Here is an 18114-nt window from a genome sequence, read left to right on the forward strand (position 1 = left end):
ACTGATGTCCCGCACATCAGACAATCGTCAGCGGCGGACCCAGCGCGCCAGCAGCACGTCGCCCGCGCCGAGCAGCACGTGTGCAAGCCGCATCTTCCGCAGCTCCGGCGAGGACCCGGTCGCGATGCGCGGCGCCGCACCGCCCTCGAGCGACGGGTCGATCGTCAGGCAGAGCTCGTCGACCTGGTCCGCCGCCACCAGGGCGCCCAGGAACGAGGGCCCGCCCTCGCAGTGGATCGCCGTCAGGCCGCGGGACACCAGGGCATCGCGGACCAGCGCGACGTCGACCGAGTCGTCGCCGCAGGACACGACGTCCGCCACCCCCGACAGGGCTTCGCGCCGGTCGGCCGGCGCGGACGCCGAGGTCAGCACGATCGGCCGCACCGGCGCGTCCGTGAACACGGTCGAGGCCGGGTCGAGCGACAGGGACCCGGTGACGATCGCGAACACCGGGTGGTCGGGCATGCCGTGGGCACGCCGCCAGGCGACGTCGGCGTCGTGCAGGCGCATGGGTCCGTAGCCCTCGTCGCGGACCGTCCCGGCGGCGACGAGCACCACGTCCGCGAACCGCCGCAACAGGTCGAACACGCGCAGGTCGTCGTCGCCGCCGAGGGACCCGGACACGCCGTCGGCCGATGCGGCACCGTCGGCGGTGCTCACGAAGTTGACCCGGATCCAGCCGGCGGCCGACGTGCCCGAGCCGGGACGGGCCTCCCGACCGACGCCGTCGCCTGACGGGCCGACACCGTCGCGGTACAGGGCGACGACCTCGTCGTCGGACAGGTCTGCGATCGCGGAGGGCAGCAGGGTCACGTGTTGTGCCTCGACTCGACGGGTTCGCGCCAGCCGAGGGTGGCCTCGACCATGCGCATCGCGTCGACGGACTCGACGACGTCGTGCATCCGGACGATCCGCGCACCGAGCATGGCGCTGACCGTCGCGACGGCCAGCGAGCCGCTCAGACGCTCACCGCGCGGACGGCCCAGGGACTCCCCGACGAAGTCCTTGTTCGAGACCGCGGTGAGCACGGGGTAGCCGAGCGCGACGACCTCGGGCAGGCGTCGGGTGAGCTCGAGCGTGTGGACCGTGTTCTTGTTGAGGTCGTGCCCGGGATCGACGATGATCCGCGACTCGGGGATGCCCGCGGCGAGCGCGCGGTCGACCCGCTCGCGCAAGAAGGCGACGACCGCGGCGGTGACGTCCTCGTAGTGCGGCGGCACGGCCAGCTTCGTGCGAGGAGCAGCCGTCGAGTGGGTGATGACGATGCTGGCGTCGGAGTCGGCGACGACGGCGGCCATCGCCGGGTCGGACAGGCCGGTCGTGTCGTTGACGACGTCGGCTCCCGCGGCGATCGCGGCCCGGGCGACGTCGGCGCGGAACGTGTCGACGCTGATGACGACGTCGGACTCCGCGTCGAGCTGCGCGATGACGGGGACGACGCGATCGATCTCGTCGGCAGCCGGCAGCTCGGGCCCTGGTGCGAACTTGACGCCGCCGATGTCGACCCAGTCGGCGCCCTGCTCGGCGGCGCGGACGGCGGCCGCGACGGCGCGGTCGAGTTCGAAGGTGGCTCCGCGGTCGTGGAAGGAGTCGGGCGTGCGGTTGATGATCGCCATCACCGCGATGCGGTGGTCGAAGTCGATGGTGCGGCGGCCGAGGGTGCGGACCGGGTGGCGCAGGACCGGGACGACCCAGCCGGGCCGGGTGTCGGCCGGGAGGCGCGTGGCGGCCGGTTCGGTCGTCATGCGTCCGCCTCGTGCTCGGCTCCGGGGCCGCTGCCGCGCGCGGCGATCAGGGCGATCGCCTCGGACCGGGCCGCGGGCTCCGCCAGGGTCCCGCGCGCCGCGACCGTGACGGTCGTCGACCCGCTCTGCCGCTCGCCCCGGGTGGTCACGCACTGGTGCTGCGCGTCGAGGACGACGAGCACCCCCTGCGCGTCGAGCCCGTCCGCGATCGACTCGGCGACCTGCTCACCGAGGCGCTCCTGCAGCTGCGGGCGCGATGCCACGGCGTCGAGGACCCGCGACAGGGTGCCGAGCCCGATGAGTTCGGCACCGGGGGCGTACGCCAGGTGGGCCACGCCGATGAAGGGCAACAGGTGGTGTTCGCAGACCGAGCGGAACCGGACGTCGCGCACGATCACGAGCTGGCCGCGGTCGCCGTCCTCGGCGTGCACGGTGCCCTGCCGGGTGATCGCGACGGCGTCGGTGCCGATGCCGCGGAAGAACTCGGTGTAGGCGTCGGCGACGCGGCTCGGGGTGCGCATCAGCTCGGGGCGGTCGGGGTCGTCACCGATGCCGAGCAGGAGTTCGCGGACGGCGGCCTCCACACGAACACGGTCGAAGGGCGGGGTCACCTGCTCATCCAACACCAGGAACGTCCACGGAACGCAGGTCGGCGGAGGTCCCAGGTTCCTTTAAACTCGATCGGTGAGCGCCCCGCAGACAACCGAAACGCCCCGGAACCGCGTCGCTTCCGGCCTCGACCGCTTCTTCAGCATCACCCAGCGCGGATCGACCATCCCCCGCGAGGTCCGTGGCGGCCTCGTCTCCTTCGTCACGATGGCGTACATCGTCATCCTGAACCCGCTCATCCTCGGTGGGTTCAGCGCCGACCAGGCCGCCAAGGACGTCTCGGGCGGCTGGCTCGAGAACGCGCAGGTCGCAGCGGCCACCGGGCTCGTCGCCGGACTGATGACGATCGCCATGGGCCTGATCGCGAACCTGCCGTTCGGGATCGCGGCCGGCCTCGGCATCAACTCGTTCCTGGCCGTCAGCGTCGTGCACCAGGTCACCTGGGCCGAGGCGATGGGCCTCGTCGTCATCAACGGCGTGGTGATCGTCGTGCTGGCGTTGACCGGCATCCGGACGATGATCTTCACCGCGGTGCCGGCGCAGCTCAAGGCCGCGATCACGGTGGGCATCGGGCTGTTCATCGCCTTCATCGGCCTGGTCGACTCGGGCTTCGTCCGCACCACGAACAACGCGTCGCCCCCGCTGCAGCTCGGCGAGGACGGCTCGGTCGGCGCGCTGCCCACCATCGTGTTCCTGATCGGCCTCGTGATCATCGGCACGCTGATGGCGCGCCGCGTCAAGGGTGCGCTGCTCATCGGCATCGTCGCGACGACCGTCATCGCGATCATCCTGCAGGCCGTGTTCCACGTGCCGACGTCGGTCGACTCGAAGACCGGCTGGAACCTCAACGCGCCGGGCCTGCCGAGCGCGCTGTTCGCCTTCCCCGACCTGTCGCTCGTCGGGCATGCGGACCTGTTCGGCGCCTTCGGTCGCATCGGCCCGCTCGCGGCGTCGATGCTCGTCTTCACCCTGGTCTTCACGAACTTCTTCGACGCGATGGGCACGATGACCGGCCTGGCGAAGGCGGCCGGCGTCGCGAAGCCCGACGGCACCTTCCCGCGGCTCAGGGCGGCGCTCGTCGTCGAGGGCGCGGGGGCGATCGCCGGTGGTGGCGCGTCGGTGTCCTCGAACACGGTGTTCATCGACTCGGCCGCGGGCATCGGCGAGGGCGCCCGCACCGGCATGGCCTCCGTCGTCACCGGGCTGCTCTTCCTGGCGTCGATGTTCCTCACGCCGCTGACCCAGGTCGTCCCGCTCGAGGTCGCCGCGGCCGGACTCGTGGTCGTCGGCGCGCTCATGGTCGCGCAGGTCAAGGACATCGAGTGGGGCGACTTCGGTGCCGCCCTGCCCGCCTTCCTGACGATCGTGGTCATGCCGCTGACGTACTCGATCGCGAACGGCATCGGCGCCGGCTTCATCAGCTGGGTGCTCATCAAGGCGCTGTCCGGCCGCGGCCGCGAGGTCTCGTGGCTGCTCTACGTCGTCGCGGCGGGCTTCCTGCTGTACTTCGCCCGCGGCCCGCTGGAGACGCTGCTCGGCGTCGGCTGACGCGCGGGGCGGCGCACGTCGCGTCCGAGCCGGACAGGAGGCCCGGCGTCAGTCCGGCAGGTCGCTCGGCGTGGCCTCGTGGTGGCGCCGGGCCTGCGTGCGCCGGTCCTCCTTCATGCCCGCCTCGAACAGGTGCCGCCGGCCGCCGGCGAGGTCCTCGCGCGCCGTGCGTTCCAGCTCCTTGGCGAGGGCGTAGTACCCGTCGTCGTAGTCCTCGACGACCTGGAACGTCCACCGCCCCGCGATGACGTTCCGCCCGATCAGCTCGCGGTCGATGCGGTCCGCCAGCTCGGTGTGCCCGGCCGTCCGGAGCTGCTCGACCGCCTCGCCGAGGTCCAGGTCGGCCTTGCCCGTCAGCCGGTGGAACCCGTACAGCAGACCGCGGGCGTGTTCGATGACCTCGAGCGCCGCGGACAGCGTGCCGAGGGCCTCGACCGTGTCGTCGGAGACCCCGTCCGGGACCTGGTGGGCGGCGTCGGGGCCCTGCTCGTCGTTCGTCATGTCCCCTCGTCTACACGACTCGTCCGGGACCCGCTCCCGGTTGCGGGTTGTCGGAACAGGCGCCTACCATTCGAACACACGTTCGAACGAGGAGGACCCGATGATCGTCGTCGATGCAGCCGTCACGGTCTGGTGGGAGCAGGGCACGCCGGTGCGGATCGTCTGGCAAGGGCGCCGCTGGCGGGTGTCCGACGCGCCGACCAGGCTCACCGTCACGCCGACCGACCTGCCCACCGCCATCACCCACGCACCCGAGCGCACCGCCGGGTGGCGCTTCCAGGTGACCGCCGAGGACCGCGAGAGCCTGGTGGTCGACATCGTCCCGGACCGCGGGGGCTGGACGGTCGCGCGCACCTGGTCCTGACGCGCCTGCCACGCCTGCCGCGCCTGCCGCGCCTGCCGCGCCGAGTCTCGCTCAGGCGGACAGGACGCGCTCCCCGGGACCCGCATCGTGTCCGCCCGGCTGCGTCTCGCCGTCACCCGAGCCCGCCTGCGCGTCGTCAGCCGAGCCTCCTGTCGGGCCGTCCGGCGCAGCGCCGCCCGGCGCGCGCCGCTCCATGAGCCGCCACGCACCCCCGGTCAGCGGTGCCAGCGTCACCACGGTGTAGATCGCCACGACGACGCCGAACGTCGCCGAGACGCCGACGCCCTCGGCCGCCAGCCCGGCGAGCAGCCCGCCGAGGGGGATGCCCGCGTACGAGCCCGCTCCGAGCAGCCCGAAGACCCGCGCCCGCATGTGCTCCGGGATCCGTTCGAGCTCGACCGCCCCGAGGATCGGGTTCAGGGCACCGGCTGCCAGCCCGGACAGCGCGGACGCCCCGAGCATCCACGGCAGCCCCAGGCCCAGTGCCGGTGCGAGCAACGAGGGCCCGCCGGCCAGCACGAAGCACAGCACGAACGTGAGGCGCCGCGGCACCCGGTGGGCGACGTACCCGAAGAGCAGCGAACCGAGGAACGCCGCTCCGCCGAACGTCCCCGTGACGAAGCCCAGCGCCTGCGCTCCCCCGAGCCGTTCGTCGGCGTACAGCGGCAGGAGCGTCGTCGACCGCGCGGCGTCGAGCAGGTTCGTGACGAGCACGAGCGCGATCACCAGGCGGAAGAACGGGTCACGGACGCAGAACCGGAAGCCCTCGGCCAGGTCCCGCCAGTACCCGTGCGACGGCGGCGCCGATGCAGCAGCGGCGGCGGCATCGCCGGTGGGCGCGTCGGTGGTGGGTGCATCGGCGGCACGCACGAACAGCCCCGTCACGATCGCGGCGGCACCGAACGCCAGCGCCGTGCACGCCAGCGCCGGCAGGGGCCCGAGGACCGCCACCAGGACCCCGCCGACCGGTGCCCCGACCAGCACCGACAGCCGCGTCGACGCCTCGAAGAGCCCGACCGCCCGCTCCAACGACACACCCGCGCTGGTCGCCAGCCCCGGGAGCAGGACCCGCCGCGCCGACTCGCCGGGCATGTCGAACAGGCCGCTCACGAAGACCAGCGCGAGCAGCGCCCAGAACGGCAGCCCGACCGTCCACGCCAGCACGGGCATCGCCAGCAGCGTGACCCCGCTGACCACGTCGGAAGCGATGCTCGACCGGACGAAGCCGATCCGCTCGACCAGCGCCCCGCCGAAAGGGCCACCGAGGACGATCGGCACGGTCGCCATGAACGCCGTGATGCCGACGTCGGTCGCCGATCCGCCACGGGCGAGCACCACGAACGGCACGCTCACCGTCGTCACGACGTTGCCGATGCGCGAGGCGACCTGCACGACGAGCAGTGCGCGGAGCCGCCCGCGCGCGCTCAGATGCGCGGCCACCGGTACGCCTGCTGCAACACCACGACCTGCTCGGAACCGTCACCCGCAGCGTGCTCGGCCCCCACGGCACGCCACTTCTCGACGACCTGCCACAGCTCGGCTCCGAGCGCCGCCAGTTCGTCCGCCGTCAGGCGCATCACGCGGTCACCGCTGGTGCCGGCCGCGACCCACTCCCGCCCGAACGTGCTGGCCTGGTCGACGTAGGCCTCGTAGTTCGCTGCGTAGGTCCGTGCCACCGCCCGGTCGAGCGCGCTGACCGCCAGGGCACGCTCCGGGTCGTCGAGGGCGTCCTCGAGTGACCACGACGACGACTCGTGCACCGCACGCCACCAGCGCTCACGCCGGTCGGTGCCCTGCCCCTCGGCGGACTCGATCAACCCGACGCTCGCGAGCCGACCGGCGTGGTAGCTGATGGTGCCCGGAGCTTCGTCGATGAGCTCCCCGAGCATGGCCGCCGTCTTCGGGCCGTCCACACGCAGCAGGCCGAGGATGCGCAGCCGCGTCGGGTGCGCGAGTGCCCGCATGTGTGCCGGGTCGTCGATCCGTGCGTTCGTCATGCCCCGACGATAGATCCACAAGACCTGTTGCGCAACAATTCTTGTGGAACCGGTCGGGAGGCTCGCCCCGCGTCGATCGGTCGCGGTACGGTCGCCGCATGGCCAGGTGGATCGCATTGCTGCGGGGCGTGAACGTCAACGGGATCACGATCAGGTCGACTGACCTGAAGACGATGTTCGTCGAGCGCGGGTACACCGACGTCCGGACCGTGCTGGCCTCCGGCAATGTCGTGTTCTCGTCCGCGATGCGCCAGGTCGAACTCAAGACGGACATCGAACAGGCCCTGCGCGAGCGCTTCGGCTACGACGCCTGGATCGTCCTCGTCCCGCACGACACCCTCGCCGCGATCGTCGACGGCTTCCCGTTCGAATCGGCCGAGGACCGGCACGACTACGTCCTGTTCGCCTCCGACGACGCCGCGCTCGACGACCTGCTCGCGGACCTGGATCTCGACCCCGCCGTCGAGCAGGTCGAACGTGGCGACGGGGTCGTCTACTGGTCGTGTCCGAAGGGGTCGAGCACCGACACCGCTTTCGCCAAGCGGGCCGGCGCCGCACGCTTCAAGCGCTCGACGACGACCCGCAACGCGAACACCCTCCGCAAGCTCCTGTAGGTCAGGCCTGCGCGGGCTGCCCGTTGCTCGCGAGCGTGCCGCCGTCGACGGGCAGCCCAACTCAGCGGCACGCGTCGCCAACACGATCGTGTACTCAGTGGTGCGGACGGGCCGCGCCACGCCGGACTGGCGCGCGGCCATCGGTCACGGCCGCTCGACGACGACGGGCACGTCCAGCAGTTCCGGCTCCGAGGTGTCCCAACCAGCAGCGATCGCCTCGGCCGAGTTGCGCCATGCCTGCATCTCGAGCAAGAGCTTGCGCGGCTGGCGGAGCGAGAAGGACCCGCGCGCCACCTCGACGATCTCCTTCGCGAACCGCTGCTGGTCCGCGCGGCTCAGCAGTTTCAGCCACGGGTACGGGATCGCCAGGCGATCGTGGAGCGGCAGCGATTCGTTGACCGTGACAGCGGCGATGAGCTGCGCGGCGATGTCGAGGACCGCCTCGTCGTCGTCGGATCGTTCCTTCGTCGTCAGCACGAGCGGCGCACCATCACGACGCGTGACCTCGAGGGGCTCCCGCTCAGCGGCAGCGAAGACGTCCCTCGCGTGCCGGGAGAGGTCAGATGACTGGACCGAGCGTCGGTGACGTGCTGGAACGAGGACGACCATGACTTGATGGCATTCAGAACACGCTCTGAATACCAGCTAGATTGCGCGAGTTCCGCTCATGCGGCGGACGCCGCCCGAGAACTGCAGAGGTCAGCTCGCGGGAGTGTCTCCGGGCCAGAGGAGTCGGAACCGTTCGCAGAGCACGGGCATGTCCGGTTCGAAGCCCCTCGGGCTCGCGGAGTGCTAGCCCATCCGATGGCCGATGCCCTGTCGGGACAGGTGCGTCACGTACCTGCTCGTCCTCGAGCGAGGCAACTGAGGTGGGCGAGGATGGACGTGTGAGCGACGACGCGAAGATCGGTTTCGGCATCGGGGAGGTCCGAGCCGGGTGGATGCCCTGGACGCTCAGCCACGGGGGTCGATCGCTTGACATCAGGGTTTCCTACATCAGTGACGCCCTCGAGGACATGCTTGAGGCATGCGTGCGCTTGCTCGACGGGTCCCGGTCGGCGACGTTCGACTGGCAAGGTGAACCCGATGTGTTCCGGTGGGTGTTCACGAGCACGGGAGACGTCGTGATCGTACGGCTGGAGCACTACGTCGACGATCACGAATGGCGACCCGAGCTGCGGCCCGCGATCCTGATCGACGCCGAGGTCGGGGTGGTGTCGTTCTGCCGCTCTGTGGCGGCCGCAGTCGCCCAGCTCTTGGACGACATCGGTGAAGAGCGGTACCGACAGGAGTGGGGTGTGCACTTCCCGACCGCTTTGCTGCGCAGGGTCCAGCGACGCGTGGTTTCACGGGCCCCGGCAACGCTCTTCCTCGGAAGTGAGAGTGACGCCGTCACCATCGACATCCAGACCGGTCCCGAACCAGAACAGGGCTACCCGTGCGGGGTTGACGTGCACTCGAGGACCTTTCGTGCGGCCGTCGCGACGAGCATCCGTCATGATGACATCGGATCGTTCGCGAGCGCACTCCGGCGGCTCCGGCAGACGCACGCCGGAGAGGCCGTCTTGACCGTCGCCGACGGCTCCTGTCGTTTCGTGATCACGGCCGCCGTCGACGGAGCCTCTGCGCACCTTCGCGGAGCCGTCTCGGGCGGCGCGGAGCGGTCGATGACCTTCGATGTGCCCCTCCGAGACGAGGAACTCGAGATGATGTCGAACCGGACCGCAGAAGTCATGGAACGACTGCTCCGAGCTGCGTGAGTCAGACGAGCCGATGCTCGGGTCCGACCCGAGAGGAGTCGGTCATCGGACGTCGAGTCGCGCCTGGTGACGATCGCTCCGGACAGGTGGTCCTGAACACGGAGGGACTCAGTGCGCTGAACGCATGCAGTTGACTCGGTGGCGCTCGAGTCGTTGCAGTGAATTCATCGCCCAACGTCTCGACGGCTTCGCCAGGGGTCCTTCAGGCACCCAGAAGGCCGTGAGCGGTGTGTACCGCCTCCGCCCCCGATCGTGCCAGCCAATGAACGGAATCGTCGTCACAGTGTCGAGCCGCGGCATCGAGAAGATCGCGGAGTAGCGGATGCGTCGCGACCACAGCAGCCCGCGAACGAGGAAGTGGTCTGGATCGCCGACGACGACTCCGAGTCGCAGCGCACGACCGGTCAGCCAGCCGCCACCGCCCAGCCCGAGGAACAGGACGAGGCACGCGACCCACCTCGTCGCGACGTCATCCCAGAGGCCTGTCGCGCACGCACAACCGACGATCGCAACGACGAGTCCGATGGCGGCCGACCCACATCGCACCGAGCCAGGCCCCAGGAAGATCACCGACCCATCATCACACCGGGCGGTGCCGCTCACCGAACGCCTCTCGGTGAACTGCGTTGAACCGGGCCCAGGCGTCGGCCGGCAGATCCGGTCTGCCCGGGACGGCGTGGTGCTCGAACGTGCACCACGGGTCGAGTTCGATCGCGACCGTGCGCCAGAACTGCGCTGCCACTTCGTTGCGGTCCTGGTAAGCCACCGCCCACCTCCCCGGGTGCGCCGCGGTCAGCTCCGTCACGGCAGCTCGTCCGATTCGAGCGCGTCGTGCTCCGTGCGCTATGAAGAAGCTGCTGATGACGCGCTCCGCTTGGTCGAGTCCGCGGAGGACCGCGAGTCCGACCGGGTGCGGTCCCAGACGGAAGAGGTGCGCCGACCAGCCCGGTTCTGCGAGGCCAGCGTCGAGTCGCTCTTGGCGGAAGCGTCCGCGGTCGTCGGGAAGTGCGCCGGTGAACGCGGACATCTCGTGTCGGAACATGGTCCAGAGCTGTTCGAGTTCCGGGCGGTGCCGTTCGTCCGCTTGGGTGATGGTCAGGGGTGATGGGGTGCTCATACAAGAAAACCTCCGCCTTGGTCGGCGGAGGTTTCGTTGCTGGCAGTCTACCGCCTCGCCCCGCTCCCGATCGGCTGTCGACGAAGCCGGAGCGCCAGATCGACAGATCAGGCCTGCGCGGGCTGCCCGTTGCTCGCGAGGGTGCCGCCGTCGACCGGCAGCACCGCACCGGTGATGAACGACGCAGCGTCGCTCGCCAGGAACAGGATCGCGGCGGCGACCTCGTCGGCACGGCCACCGCGACCCAGCGCGATGCGCTCGGCGAACTCCTGCTTGAGGGCCTCGTCCGCGGCCTGCTCCTCGGTCAGGTCCGTCCAGATGAGCCCGGGCGCGACGGCGTTGACGCGCACACCGGCGTGGCCGTTGTCGAGCGCGGCGGCCCGGGTGAAGTTCGACACCCCGCCCTTCGCGGCGTTGTACGGGCTCATGCGCCAGTCGGCGGCCTCGCCGGACACGGAGGAGGTGTTCACGATCGACCCCTTCGTCTCGCGCAGGAACGGCAGCGCCGCCCGCGTGCCGTAGAACACACTCGACAGGTCCGTCTCCAGCACCCGCCGCCACTCGTCGGTCGAGATCTCCGTCACGTCGCCGGAGCTGAAGGTCCCGGCGTTGTTCACGAGCACGTCGACGCGGTCCCAGCGGTCCACAGCGGCCGCGACCACGGTCTCCCAGTCGTCTGGGCTCGCGACGTCGGCGTGCAGTACGACGACCCGGTCGGTCGGCAGCGAGTCGCCGACCGCGCGCACCTTGTCCTCGACACTGTCGGTGATGACCACCGAGGCGCCTTCGTCGACGAAGGCTCGGGCCGTCGCCGCACCGATGCCGGAACCGGCCCCTGTCACGATCGCGACCTTGCCCTCGAAGCGCTTGCCCATGGTGTCTCCTGTCAGGTTGCACGTCCGTGCCCCAGGAGACGCCATCGGCCCGCGGGCACAGGGAACGACGCTGCCAGGACCCGGCTGGGCGCACGGTCAGGTGCGCCACACGGCCGGCGCCAGCACGCGGTCAGGTGCGCCACACGGCCGGCGCCAGCACGCGGTCAGGTGCGCCACACGGCCGGCGCACGCGGTCAGGTGCGCCGACCTACCGGCGCCGAGCCGGGCCTCCAGTCCGTGGACGGCCCGACCGGGCCAGCAGCTACGCGCCGGACTCGTCCACCTCGAGCGCACGCTCGAGCGAGATCGTCGGGATCGACGCGGTGATGACGGAACCGTCCGCGCGCAGGGTGCCCTGGATGTCGCTGGTCGTCGGGGCGTGCCCGGACATGCGCGGCCCGTGGTGCGGGATCGCGATGACGGTCGGCTCGCCGGACGCGATGTCGTACGGCTGGTTGTGCACCCACGCGGTGAAGCCGGACCCGGTCTCGACCGTGAACGTCATGCGCTCCTGCTCGAGGTCGATCCGCACCCGGGAGCCGTGGACCGTCAGGCGGTAGGTCAGCCGCTCCCACGACACCGGCAGCCGCGGGTTGAACGTCATCTTGCCGCCGTGGTCACGCATGCCGCCGAACCCGTTGACCAGCCCGCCCCAGATGCCGCCCGTGGACGCGATGTGGACGCCGTCCGAGGTGTTGCCGTGCAGGTCCGCCAGATCGACGTAGAGCGCGGTCTGGAAGTACTGCTCCGCCAGCTCGTGGTAGCCGACCTCGGCCGCCATGATCGACTGCACCACCGCCGACAGGGTCGAGTCGCCCGTGGTCAGCGCGTCGTAGTAGTCGAAGTCGCGACGCTTCTCGGCCGGGGTGAACTCGTTGCCCTGCAGGAAGAGCGCGAGCACGACGTCGGCCTGCTTGAGCACCTGGAAGCGGTAGATGACGAGTGGGTGGTAGTGCAGCAGCAGCGGACGCTTGGACTCGGGCGTGTTCTCGAGGTCCCAGAGTTCCTTGTCGAGGAACTGGGCATCCTGCGGGTGGACGCCACGGTGCGGGTCGAAGGGGATCTCCATCGACTCGGCGGCGCGCTCCCAGTCGACGACCTCGTCCTCGGTCAGCCCGGTGCGCCGGACCATGCGGGCGTACTCCTCTGCGTCGTCGACGGCGAGTTCGCGGCAGGCGTTCACCGCGAACCACAGGTTCGCCCGGGCCATCACGTTCGTGTACATGTTGTCGTCCACGACGGTCGTGTACTCGTCGGGGCCGGTGACGCCGTCGATGTGGAACTTCTGGTCGCCGTTCGAGCGCCAGAAGCCCAGGTCCTCCCACAGCCGGGCGGTCTCGACCAGGATGTCGATCGCGCCGCGCTTCAGGAACTCGGTGTCGCCCGAGGCGCGGACGTACTGCATGAGCGCATGGGCGATGTCGGCGTCGATGTGGTACTGCGCGGTGCCGGCGGCGTAGTACGCGCTGGATTCTTCGCCGTTGATCGTGCGCCACGGGAACAGCGCGCCGTGCTGGTTGAGCTCGCGGGCCCGGGACCGCGCCGAGTCGAGCATGTTGTAGCGGAAGCGCAGGGCGTTCCGGGCGACGATCGGCGCCGTGTAGGACAGGAACGGCAGGACGTAGATCTCCATGTCCCAGAAGTAGTGACCGCCGTAGCCGGATCCGGTCACCCCCTTGGCCGCGATGCCGTGCCCGTCGGTGCGAGCGGTGGCCTGGGCGAGCATGAACAGGTTCCACCGCACGGCCTGCTGGATCTCGGGCTGGCCCGCGATCTCGACGTCGCTCCGGGCCCAGTAGTCGTCCATCCACACGCGCTGCTTGGCGAAGGTCTCCTGGACCGTCTCGCTGTGCGCGCGGTCGAGCGTCCGGTCGCACCGGTCGGCGAGTTCGCGCGCGGGGACGCCGCGGGAGGTGTGGTAGACGATGTTCTTGGTCAGGCGGATCGGCTGTCCGGCCTTGGCGTGCACGCGGTAGACGTGCTTGGCGAGGTCGTCCTCGATCGACGAGGACTCGTCCCACACGTTGTCGGTCTCGATGCGGTGCTCGACGCCGACGCAGATGGTCATGCCCGAGCTCGCCGCCTGGTACCCGAGCAGCGACCGGCTGCCCGACGTCCGCTTGATCCGCGGCTCGAGGACCCGCTCGGTGAAGGCCTCGGCCTTGCGCGGGTCGAACGCGGTGGCGGCGGCGCGCATGCCGGCGTGGTACTCGTCCTGCACGTCCTGCCGGTTCAGGATCTGGCTCGAGAGCAGGATCGACGCGTCGTGGTCGAGCATCGTGACCTCGTAGTCGACGACCGCCAGGTGCCGGTCGGTGAACGACACGAGGCGGCGCGACCGGATGAGCACGCGCTTGCCGGACGGCGTCGACCACTCCGTCTCGCGCAGCAGGAAGCCGCCGCGGAAGTCGAGCTTGCGGGTGTGGCTGAGGATGTCGGCCTCGGCCAGCACCAGGGGCTCGTCGTCGACGTAGAGCCGGATCACCTTGGCGTCCGGCGCGTTGATGATCGTCTGCCCGGTCTTGGCGAAGCCGAAGGCGTCCTCGGCGTGCCGGATCGGCCACGTCTCGTGGAAGCCGTTGATGTACGTGCCGTACTGCACCCCGCCGCGGCCTTCGTCGAGGTTGCCGCGCAGCCCGAGGTAGCCGTTGCCGACCGCGAAGTTCGTCTCCGCGACGCCCTGCTGGTCCGGGGCGTACTCGGTCTCGACGAGCGCCCACTCGTCGACCGGGTAGCGCACGCGGTCGAGGGGGTCCGAGGTGATGGGGTTCATGGGTCTTCCGTGTGGGGAGTGGTCAGGGACGCTCGGGAGGCACGGATCGCGCCGGGTGGGCCGCTCAGGACGCGGCGGTGGCCGGTCTGGGCAGGTCGGGCAGCAGGTCCGCCAGGTCGGTCACGACGACGTCGGCGCCGTTGGCCCGGAGTTCGTCGGCCCCGGCACCACGGTCGACGCCGACGACGAGCCCGAAGGCACCGTTCCGGCCGGCCGCGACACCGCTCGTGGCGTCTTCGACCACGACGCACTCGGCGGCGGTCAGGCCGAAGCGGCTGGCAGCGTCGAGGTAGGTGTCGGGAGCGGGCTTGCCCGCCAGGCCGTCTTCGCGCGCGACCATGCCGTCGACGATCACCGGGAAGCGCTCGAGGAGCCCCGCGGTGCGCAGGACCTGCTTGGCGTTCGCGGAGCTCGACACCACGGCCACGGACAGGCCGGCGTCGAGCGCGGCGGTCAGGAACCGCAGCGAGCCGGGGTAGGGCTCGACGCCGTGCTCGGCGAGCTCAGCCGTGAACTCGGCGTTCTTGCGGTTGCCGAGCCCGCACACGGTGTCCTGGTCGGGGCCGTCGTCCGGGGTGCCCTGGGGCAGGTAGATCCCGCGGGCGTCGAGCAGGGAGCGGACGCCGTCGTAGCGCGGCTTGCCGTCGATGTACGCGAAGTAGTCCTGCTCCGTGTACGGAGCCACCCCGTGCTGTTCGAGGTACGGGGTGAAGAGCCGGCTCCACGCGCGCATGTGCACGTCGGCGGTCGGTGTGAGCACGCCGTCGAGGTCGAAGAGGAGCGCCCGTGCGTCGGCGAGGCGCGTGGGGGTCCGCAGGTCAGACGACGTCATGGACACACCTTCCAGGGCAGTGGTGTCGTGCGAGTGCTGCGGTCGAGTCTAGGACCGCTCCAGGTCCACCGAGGCCCTGACAGCGCCCCTGTGGAGAGAGTTCACCGAGCGCGTTCGGCCGACGGAGTGCGGTCAGTTCAGCGCCCCGGCACGCAGCCCCTCGACCCACCGCTCCACGGCGTCGCCGATCTGGGCGCGGGCATCGGCGCGCGAGATCGTCGCGGGCAGGTCGCCCGGCTGCGCGCCGTACGCCCCGAAGTCGGCGTGGTCCGCCCCCTGGATCTCGGTCATCGTGGCGGAGCGGGGCAGTTCGTGCCGGGCGGCGTCGACCTTCTCCGGCGTGGACAGCCCGTCACGGGAGCCGGAGACGCTCAGCACGTCGAGCTTGCTGTCCGACAGGTCGTTCGCGCAGTAGCTGCCGAGCAGCAGCAGTCCGGCGACGCCGGGGTCGTCGGCGAGCTGGCACGCCCGCACCCCACCGAGTGAGTGCCCGCCGACCGCCCACGTCCGGACGTCCGGCGCGTTCCGCTCGAAGGCGCTGAGCGGACGGAGGTCGAAGAACGCCAGGTGCAGTGTCGGCTTCGTGATCACGACCGTCGTCCCACTGGCGACCACCTGCCGGAACGTGGCCATGTACGCGTACGGGTCGACCTTGGCCCCGGGCACGAACACGACACCCACGCCGTTCGCCGTCCCCGTCGGGGTCATCACGACCGAGTTCCCGGCGTCCCGTACGGCGACCCGGTCGTCGCGCCACACCTGCAGTGCGGCGGACCGGGTGCCCTGCATGACGATGTTGGCCCAGACCAGGAAGACCAGCACCAGGACGACCAGCACCGCCACGATCCAGGTGGTAACGCGGAGTGCTCGGCTCATCGAGGGTCCTCTGCTCGGTGCGCGGTCACGGTGAGCCAGCGCTCGCCGGCCCCCGGTTCGGTGGTCTCCCGGACGACGACGTCGCCCCACCCGGCGTCGACGACGACCTGGGCGAGCTCGTCCTCGGTCCAGTAGGTGAAGTGCCGTGCCCGGTCGACCTTCGCGGTGCTCCAGGCATCGCCATCACCGCGCTTGAGCGTCGCGGCGAGGACCCCGCCGGGCCGGACGGCGACCAGGGCCCGGCGGAGCACCCCGGTCAGCTCGGAGCGCTGCACGTGCAGCAGCACGGCGTTGGCGAACACGGCATCGTAGCCGCTGCCGAACATCCCGGTGCGGACGTCGAGGACCCGCGCGACGTGCCCCTCGGCGCGCAGCTGCTCCACGAACGACCGGGCGCCGTCGGTCCGGTCGACGCGCAGCCCGGCGGCCTCGAGGGCGAGCGCGTCGCGTCCCGGTCCGGACCCGAGCTCGAGCACCCGGGCACCGGCGGGCACGAGCGCGAGCAGGTCGTCGACCAGGGCGGCACGGTGCACGGGGGTCCGCGCCGTGTACGTCCCGGCGCGCTGCTCGTACGTGTCGAGGGTGCGGTCCGCCCGCAGGTCACGGCGCATCAGCAGCTCGTGCCGACCGTCCGGCAGCAGGTCGCCGGGTCGGTCGAGCACGACGAAGCCCGAGCGCTCGTAGGTCCGTCGGGCGGCGGCGTTGTCGGGCATCACCGAGAGCCGCAGGTCGGCCCGTCCAGCGGCGACGGCCCAGTCCACGACCCGGGCGATCAGCGCACCGGCGACGCCCTGTCTGCGTGCGGCGGGGTCGACCCACATCGAGATGAGTTCCGCGACGTCGGCGTCGTCCTCGTCGGGGACCCCGCTCGCCATCCCGACCGGGCGGTCACCGTCGACGGCGACCAGGTCGAGGGCGCCGGGGATCGACAGCCGCTCGCGCCACCGGGCCTCGGGGGCGTCCTGCCAGTCGGCGAGCCGCGACCCGAAGGCGGACGGGGCCTCGGCGAGCGCCGCCAGCCGCACCCGCCTCCATGCCTGCCAGTCGTCGGCGGTCAGGACACGCAGCTCGATCGGCACGCCACGACGCTACCGCGGCGACCGCGGCAGCGGCCGTGCAGCCGCAACGACGACGGACAGGAGGTCGCCCACCGTGGGTGAGCAGAGCCTCCTGTCCGTCAGGTGGTGCGCTACGCCGTGATCGCGGCGCGGATCGCGGCAGCTGCCGCACCCACGTCGGAAGCGCTGTAGATCGCGCTGCCGGCGACGGCGACGCGAGCGCCGGACGCCTGGACGGCGGGGACGGAGTCGGCGTTGATGCCACCCGCGACGGAGAACGCCACGCCGGAGGCCTTGCCGTCGGTGAGCAGCGAGTCGAACGTGTAGCCGTCCTCGGCCTGCTCGTCGAGACCGGCGTGCATCTCGACGAACTCGGCGCCGAGCGCGGTGACCTCCTTGGCGCGGGCGGCCTTGTCGGACACACCGATCAGGTCGACGACGATGCCCTTGCCGTGGGCCTTGGCCGCCTTGACCGCACCGGCGATCGTGCTGTCGCCCGCGACGCCGAGCACCGTGACCAGGTCGGCGCCCGCCTTGAAGGCGATGTCCGCCTCGAGCTCGCCGGCGTCCATCGTCTTGAGGTCGGCGAACACGGTCTTGTCGGGGTGGGCCTGCTTGATGGCGGTGATCGCGGAGAGGCCGGCGCTCTTGATGAGCGGCGTGCCGAGCTCGAGGATGTCGACGTGCGGTGCGGCTGCGGCGGCGAGTTCGAGTGCGGCGTCGGTGGTCAGGGTGTCCATGGCGAACTGGAGCTGCATGGTGGTGCCTTTCAGTTGGTTCAGCGGGGTCATTCGAGGTTGGCGTGGCGGGGCCACAGGTCGTCCGCGGTCTGGTCGCCGCGGGTCCACAGCGTGTGGAACAGGGCGTCCCCGAGCAGGGCGACACCCTGCTCGAACAGCCCACCGGCGTACTGGGCCGAGGCGGTGCCGGAACGGTCGGTCTTGGTGGCGGCGGGCAGCACGAGGGTGACGGTCGCGACCGCGGACAGCGGGGAGTCGTCCGTGGTCGAGATCGCGACGACGTGCGCTCCGACGTCCGACGCGGTCTGCGCCGCCTGGACGATGCCGGTCGTCGTGCCGGAGCCGCTCGCGACGACGAGGACGTCACCGCTGCCGATCGCCGGGGTCGTCACCTCGCCGACCACGTGCGTGTCGAGGCCGAGGTGCATGAACCGCATGGCCGTCATCCGGAGCGCGAGTCCAGACCGGCCGGCGCCGTGGACGAACACGCGGTCCGCGCCGGCGAGCAGGTCGAGCGCCCGCTCGAACGGCGTCTGGTCGGCGTCGCGGACCGCGGCGACCAGGGCGTCGAGCTCGTGGGCGACCAGGTCCAGCGCGGACGCGACGGTGGGTTGGGACATGCAACGAGCGTGCTCCCGCGCGCCTGATCACACCGCTCCCCGACACGGTGGGCGTCCCACCCGTCCGGGTGGGCCCACCCGCTCG

At 71.1% G+C, this 18114-nt stretch carries 20 protein-coding genes; 4 read left to right on the plus strand and 16 right to left on the minus strand.

The window, feature by feature from the left end; genetic code table 11:
- Positions 1–27: 27 nt before the first annotated feature.
- The 3 genes from BIU90_RS07365 to folE are packed head-to-tail and all read right to left on the minus strand — an operon-like array spanning position 28 to position 2356.
- On the minus strand, positions 28–813 hold the full coding sequence (locus BIU90_RS07365) for a pyrimidine reductase family protein (RefSeq protein ID WP_071299569.1): 786 nt from the start codon (positions 811–813) through the stop codon (positions 28–30).
- Positions 810–1745: a dihydropteroate synthase gene (gene folP, locus BIU90_RS07370; RefSeq protein ID WP_071299570.1), complete on the minus strand. Its 936-nt coding sequence runs from the start codon at positions 1743–1745 to the stop codon at positions 810–812. The genes BIU90_RS07365 and folP overlap by 4 nt, the downstream gene beginning before the upstream one ends.
- Entirely contained in the window at positions 1742–2356 is a 615-nt protein-coding gene (gene folE / locus BIU90_RS07375; RefSeq protein WP_071299571.1) for a GTP cyclohydrolase I, read from the minus strand. Before folE ends, folP begins: the two co-directional genes overlap by 4 nt.
- A gap of 73 nt (positions 2357–2429) precedes the next feature.
- On the opposite strand from folE, the gene BIU90_RS07380 reads away from it, so the two are divergent.
- Positions 2430–3902, plus strand: a complete 1473-nt coding sequence (locus tag BIU90_RS07380; RefSeq protein WP_071299572.1) for an NCS2 family permease — start codon at positions 2430–2432, stop codon at positions 3900–3902.
- Positions 3903–3950: 48 nt separating this feature from the next.
- On the opposite strand, the gene BIU90_RS07385 is transcribed toward BIU90_RS07380, so the two are convergent.
- Entirely contained in the window at positions 3951–4403 is a 453-nt protein-coding gene (locus BIU90_RS07385; protein ID WP_071299573.1) for a hypothetical protein, read from the minus strand.
- A gap of 100 nt (positions 4404–4503) precedes the next feature.
- Between BIU90_RS07385 and BIU90_RS07390 the strand changes: the two genes are divergently transcribed.
- Positions 4504–4767, plus strand: coding sequence for a hypothetical protein (locus BIU90_RS07390; RefSeq protein WP_071299574.1), 264 nt, complete (start codon positions 4504–4506; stop codon positions 4765–4767).
- 51 nt (positions 4768–4818) lie between these two features.
- Here BIU90_RS07390 and BIU90_RS07395 read toward each other — a convergent pair whose 3' ends face one another.
- Positions 4819–6207: an MFS transporter gene (locus BIU90_RS07395; protein WP_083403778.1), complete on the minus strand. Its 1389-nt coding sequence runs from the start codon at positions 6205–6207 to the stop codon at positions 4819–4821.
- Complete coding sequence (locus BIU90_RS07400; RefSeq protein WP_071299575.1) at positions 6192–6764, minus strand: helix-turn-helix domain-containing protein; 573 nt, start codon at positions 6762–6764, stop codon at positions 6192–6194. The genes BIU90_RS07395 and BIU90_RS07400 overlap by 16 nt, the downstream gene beginning before the upstream one ends.
- A 98-nt stretch (positions 6765–6862) precedes the next feature.
- Between BIU90_RS07400 and BIU90_RS07405 the strand changes: the two genes are divergently transcribed.
- Entirely contained in the window at positions 6863–7378 is a 516-nt protein-coding gene (locus BIU90_RS07405; RefSeq protein WP_071299576.1) for a DUF1697 domain-containing protein, read from the plus strand.
- A gap of 144 nt (positions 7379–7522) precedes the next feature.
- Here BIU90_RS07405 and BIU90_RS07410 read toward each other — a convergent pair whose 3' ends face one another.
- Positions 7523–7855: a prevent-host-death protein gene (locus tag BIU90_RS07410; protein WP_175470155.1), complete on the minus strand. Its 333-nt coding sequence runs from the start codon at positions 7853–7855 to the stop codon at positions 7523–7525.
- 410 nt (positions 7856–8265) lie between these two features.
- Between BIU90_RS07410 and BIU90_RS07415 the strand changes: the two genes are divergently transcribed.
- Positions 8266–9138 carry a hypothetical protein gene (locus BIU90_RS07415; protein ID WP_071299578.1) on the plus strand — a complete coding sequence of 291 codons (873 nt, stop codon included), beginning with the start codon at positions 8266–8268 and terminating at the stop codon, positions 9136–9138.
- 108 nt (positions 9139–9246) lie between these two features.
- On the opposite strand, the gene BIU90_RS18250 is transcribed toward BIU90_RS07415, so the two are convergent.
- The 9 genes from BIU90_RS18250 to hxlB all read right to left on the minus strand — a co-directional run bounded on the left by BIU90_RS18250 (position 9247) and on the right by hxlB (position 18029).
- Positions 9247–9708 carry a hypothetical protein gene (locus BIU90_RS18250; RefSeq protein WP_175470156.1) on the minus strand — a complete coding sequence of 154 codons (462 nt, stop codon included), beginning with the start codon at positions 9706–9708 and terminating at the stop codon, positions 9247–9249.
- Between the two features lie 10 nt (positions 9709–9718).
- Positions 9719–10255 (minus strand): hypothetical protein, encoded by a 537-nt coding sequence (locus BIU90_RS07420; RefSeq protein ID WP_071299579.1) that lies wholly within the window; start codon positions 10253–10255, stop codon positions 9719–9721.
- A 107-nt stretch (positions 10256–10362) separates the two neighbouring features.
- A complete protein-coding gene (locus BIU90_RS07425) occupies positions 10363–11130 on the minus strand; it encodes an SDR family NAD(P)-dependent oxidoreductase (protein WP_139195162.1) in 768 nt (255 codons plus the stop codon).
- Positions 11131–11392: 262 nt separating this feature from the next.
- Positions 11393–13903: a glycoside hydrolase family 65 protein gene (locus tag BIU90_RS07430; protein ID WP_071299581.1), complete on the minus strand. Its 2511-nt coding sequence runs from the start codon at positions 13901–13903 to the stop codon at positions 11393–11395.
- A 64-nt stretch (positions 13904–13967) separates the two neighbouring features.
- Positions 13968–14735: an HAD family phosphatase gene (locus tag BIU90_RS07435; protein ID WP_071299582.1), complete on the minus strand. Its 768-nt coding sequence runs from the start codon at positions 14733–14735 to the stop codon at positions 13968–13970.
- 132 nt (positions 14736–14867) lie between these two features.
- The gene (locus tag BIU90_RS07440) at positions 14868–15611 is read right to left on the minus strand and encodes an alpha/beta family hydrolase (protein ID WP_071299583.1); all 744 of its coding nucleotides are present in this window, start codon (positions 15609–15611) and stop codon (positions 14868–14870) included.
- Positions 15608–16690, minus strand: a complete 1083-nt coding sequence (locus BIU90_RS07445; protein ID WP_071299584.1) for a bifunctional GNAT family N-acetyltransferase/class I SAM-dependent methyltransferase — start codon at positions 16688–16690, stop codon at positions 15608–15610. The genes BIU90_RS07440 and BIU90_RS07445 overlap by 4 nt, the downstream gene beginning before the upstream one ends.
- Positions 16691–16800: 110 nt before the next feature.
- On the minus strand, positions 16801–17427 hold the full coding sequence (hxlA, locus tag BIU90_RS07450; RefSeq protein ID WP_071299782.1) for a 3-hexulose-6-phosphate synthase: 627 nt from the start codon (positions 17425–17427) through the stop codon (positions 16801–16803).
- Positions 17428–17456: 29 nt separating this feature from the next.
- Entirely contained in the window at positions 17457–18029 is a 573-nt protein-coding gene (gene hxlB, locus BIU90_RS07455; RefSeq protein ID WP_071299585.1) for a 6-phospho-3-hexuloisomerase, read from the minus strand.
- Positions 18030–18114 lie beyond the last annotated feature (85 nt).

Origin of the sequence: Curtobacterium sp. MCBA15_001 (assembly GCF_001864835.1) — a bacterium.
In the GTDB taxonomy this organism is placed as follows: domain Bacteria; phylum Actinomycetota; class Actinomycetes; order Actinomycetales; family Microbacteriaceae; genus Curtobacterium.

Bases quoted from the DNA above. Each gene is read 5' to 3' on its own strand.
- BIU90_RS07440 (WP_071299583.1), bottom strand. From the start codon at position 15,611: ATGAGCCGAGCACTCCGCGTTACCACCTGGATCGTGGCGGTGCTGGTC.
- folP (WP_071299570.1), bottom strand. From the start codon at position 1,745: ATGACGACCGAACCGGCCGCCACGCGCCTCCCGGCCGACACCCGGCCC.
- hxlA (WP_071299782.1), bottom strand. From the start codon at position 17,427: ATGCAGCTCCAGTTCGCCATGGACACCCTGACCACCGACGCCGCACTC.
- BIU90_RS07435 (WP_071299582.1), bottom strand. From the start codon at position 14,735: ATGACGTCGTCTGACCTGCGGACCCCCACGCGCCTCGCCGACGCACGG.
- BIU90_RS07400 (WP_071299575.1), bottom strand. From the start codon at position 6,764: ATGACGAACGCACGGATCGACGACCCGGCACACATGCGGGCACTCGCG.
- BIU90_RS07385 (WP_071299573.1), bottom strand. From the start codon at position 4,403: ATGACGAACGACGAGCAGGGCCCCGACGCCGCCCACCAGGTCCCGGAC.
- BIU90_RS07390 (WP_071299574.1), top strand. From the start codon at position 4,504: ATGATCGTCGTCGATGCAGCCGTCACGGTCTGGTGGGAGCAGGGCACG.
- BIU90_RS07420 (WP_071299579.1), bottom strand. From the start codon at position 10,255: ATGAGCACCCCATCACCCCTGACCATCACCCAAGCGGACGAACGGCAC.
- hxlB (WP_071299585.1), bottom strand. From the start codon at position 18,029: ATGTCCCAACCCACCGTCGCGTCCGCGCTGGACCTGGTCGCCCACGAG.
- BIU90_RS07405 (WP_071299576.1), top strand. From the start codon at position 6,863: ATGGCCAGGTGGATCGCATTGCTGCGGGGCGTGAACGTCAACGGGATC.
- BIU90_RS07430 (WP_071299581.1), bottom strand. From the start codon at position 13,903: ATGAACCCCATCACCTCGGACCCCCTCGACCGCGTGCGCTACCCGGTC.
- BIU90_RS07425 (WP_139195162.1), bottom strand. From the start codon at position 11,130: ATGGGCAAGCGCTTCGAGGGCAAGGTCGCGATCGTGACAGGGGCCGGT.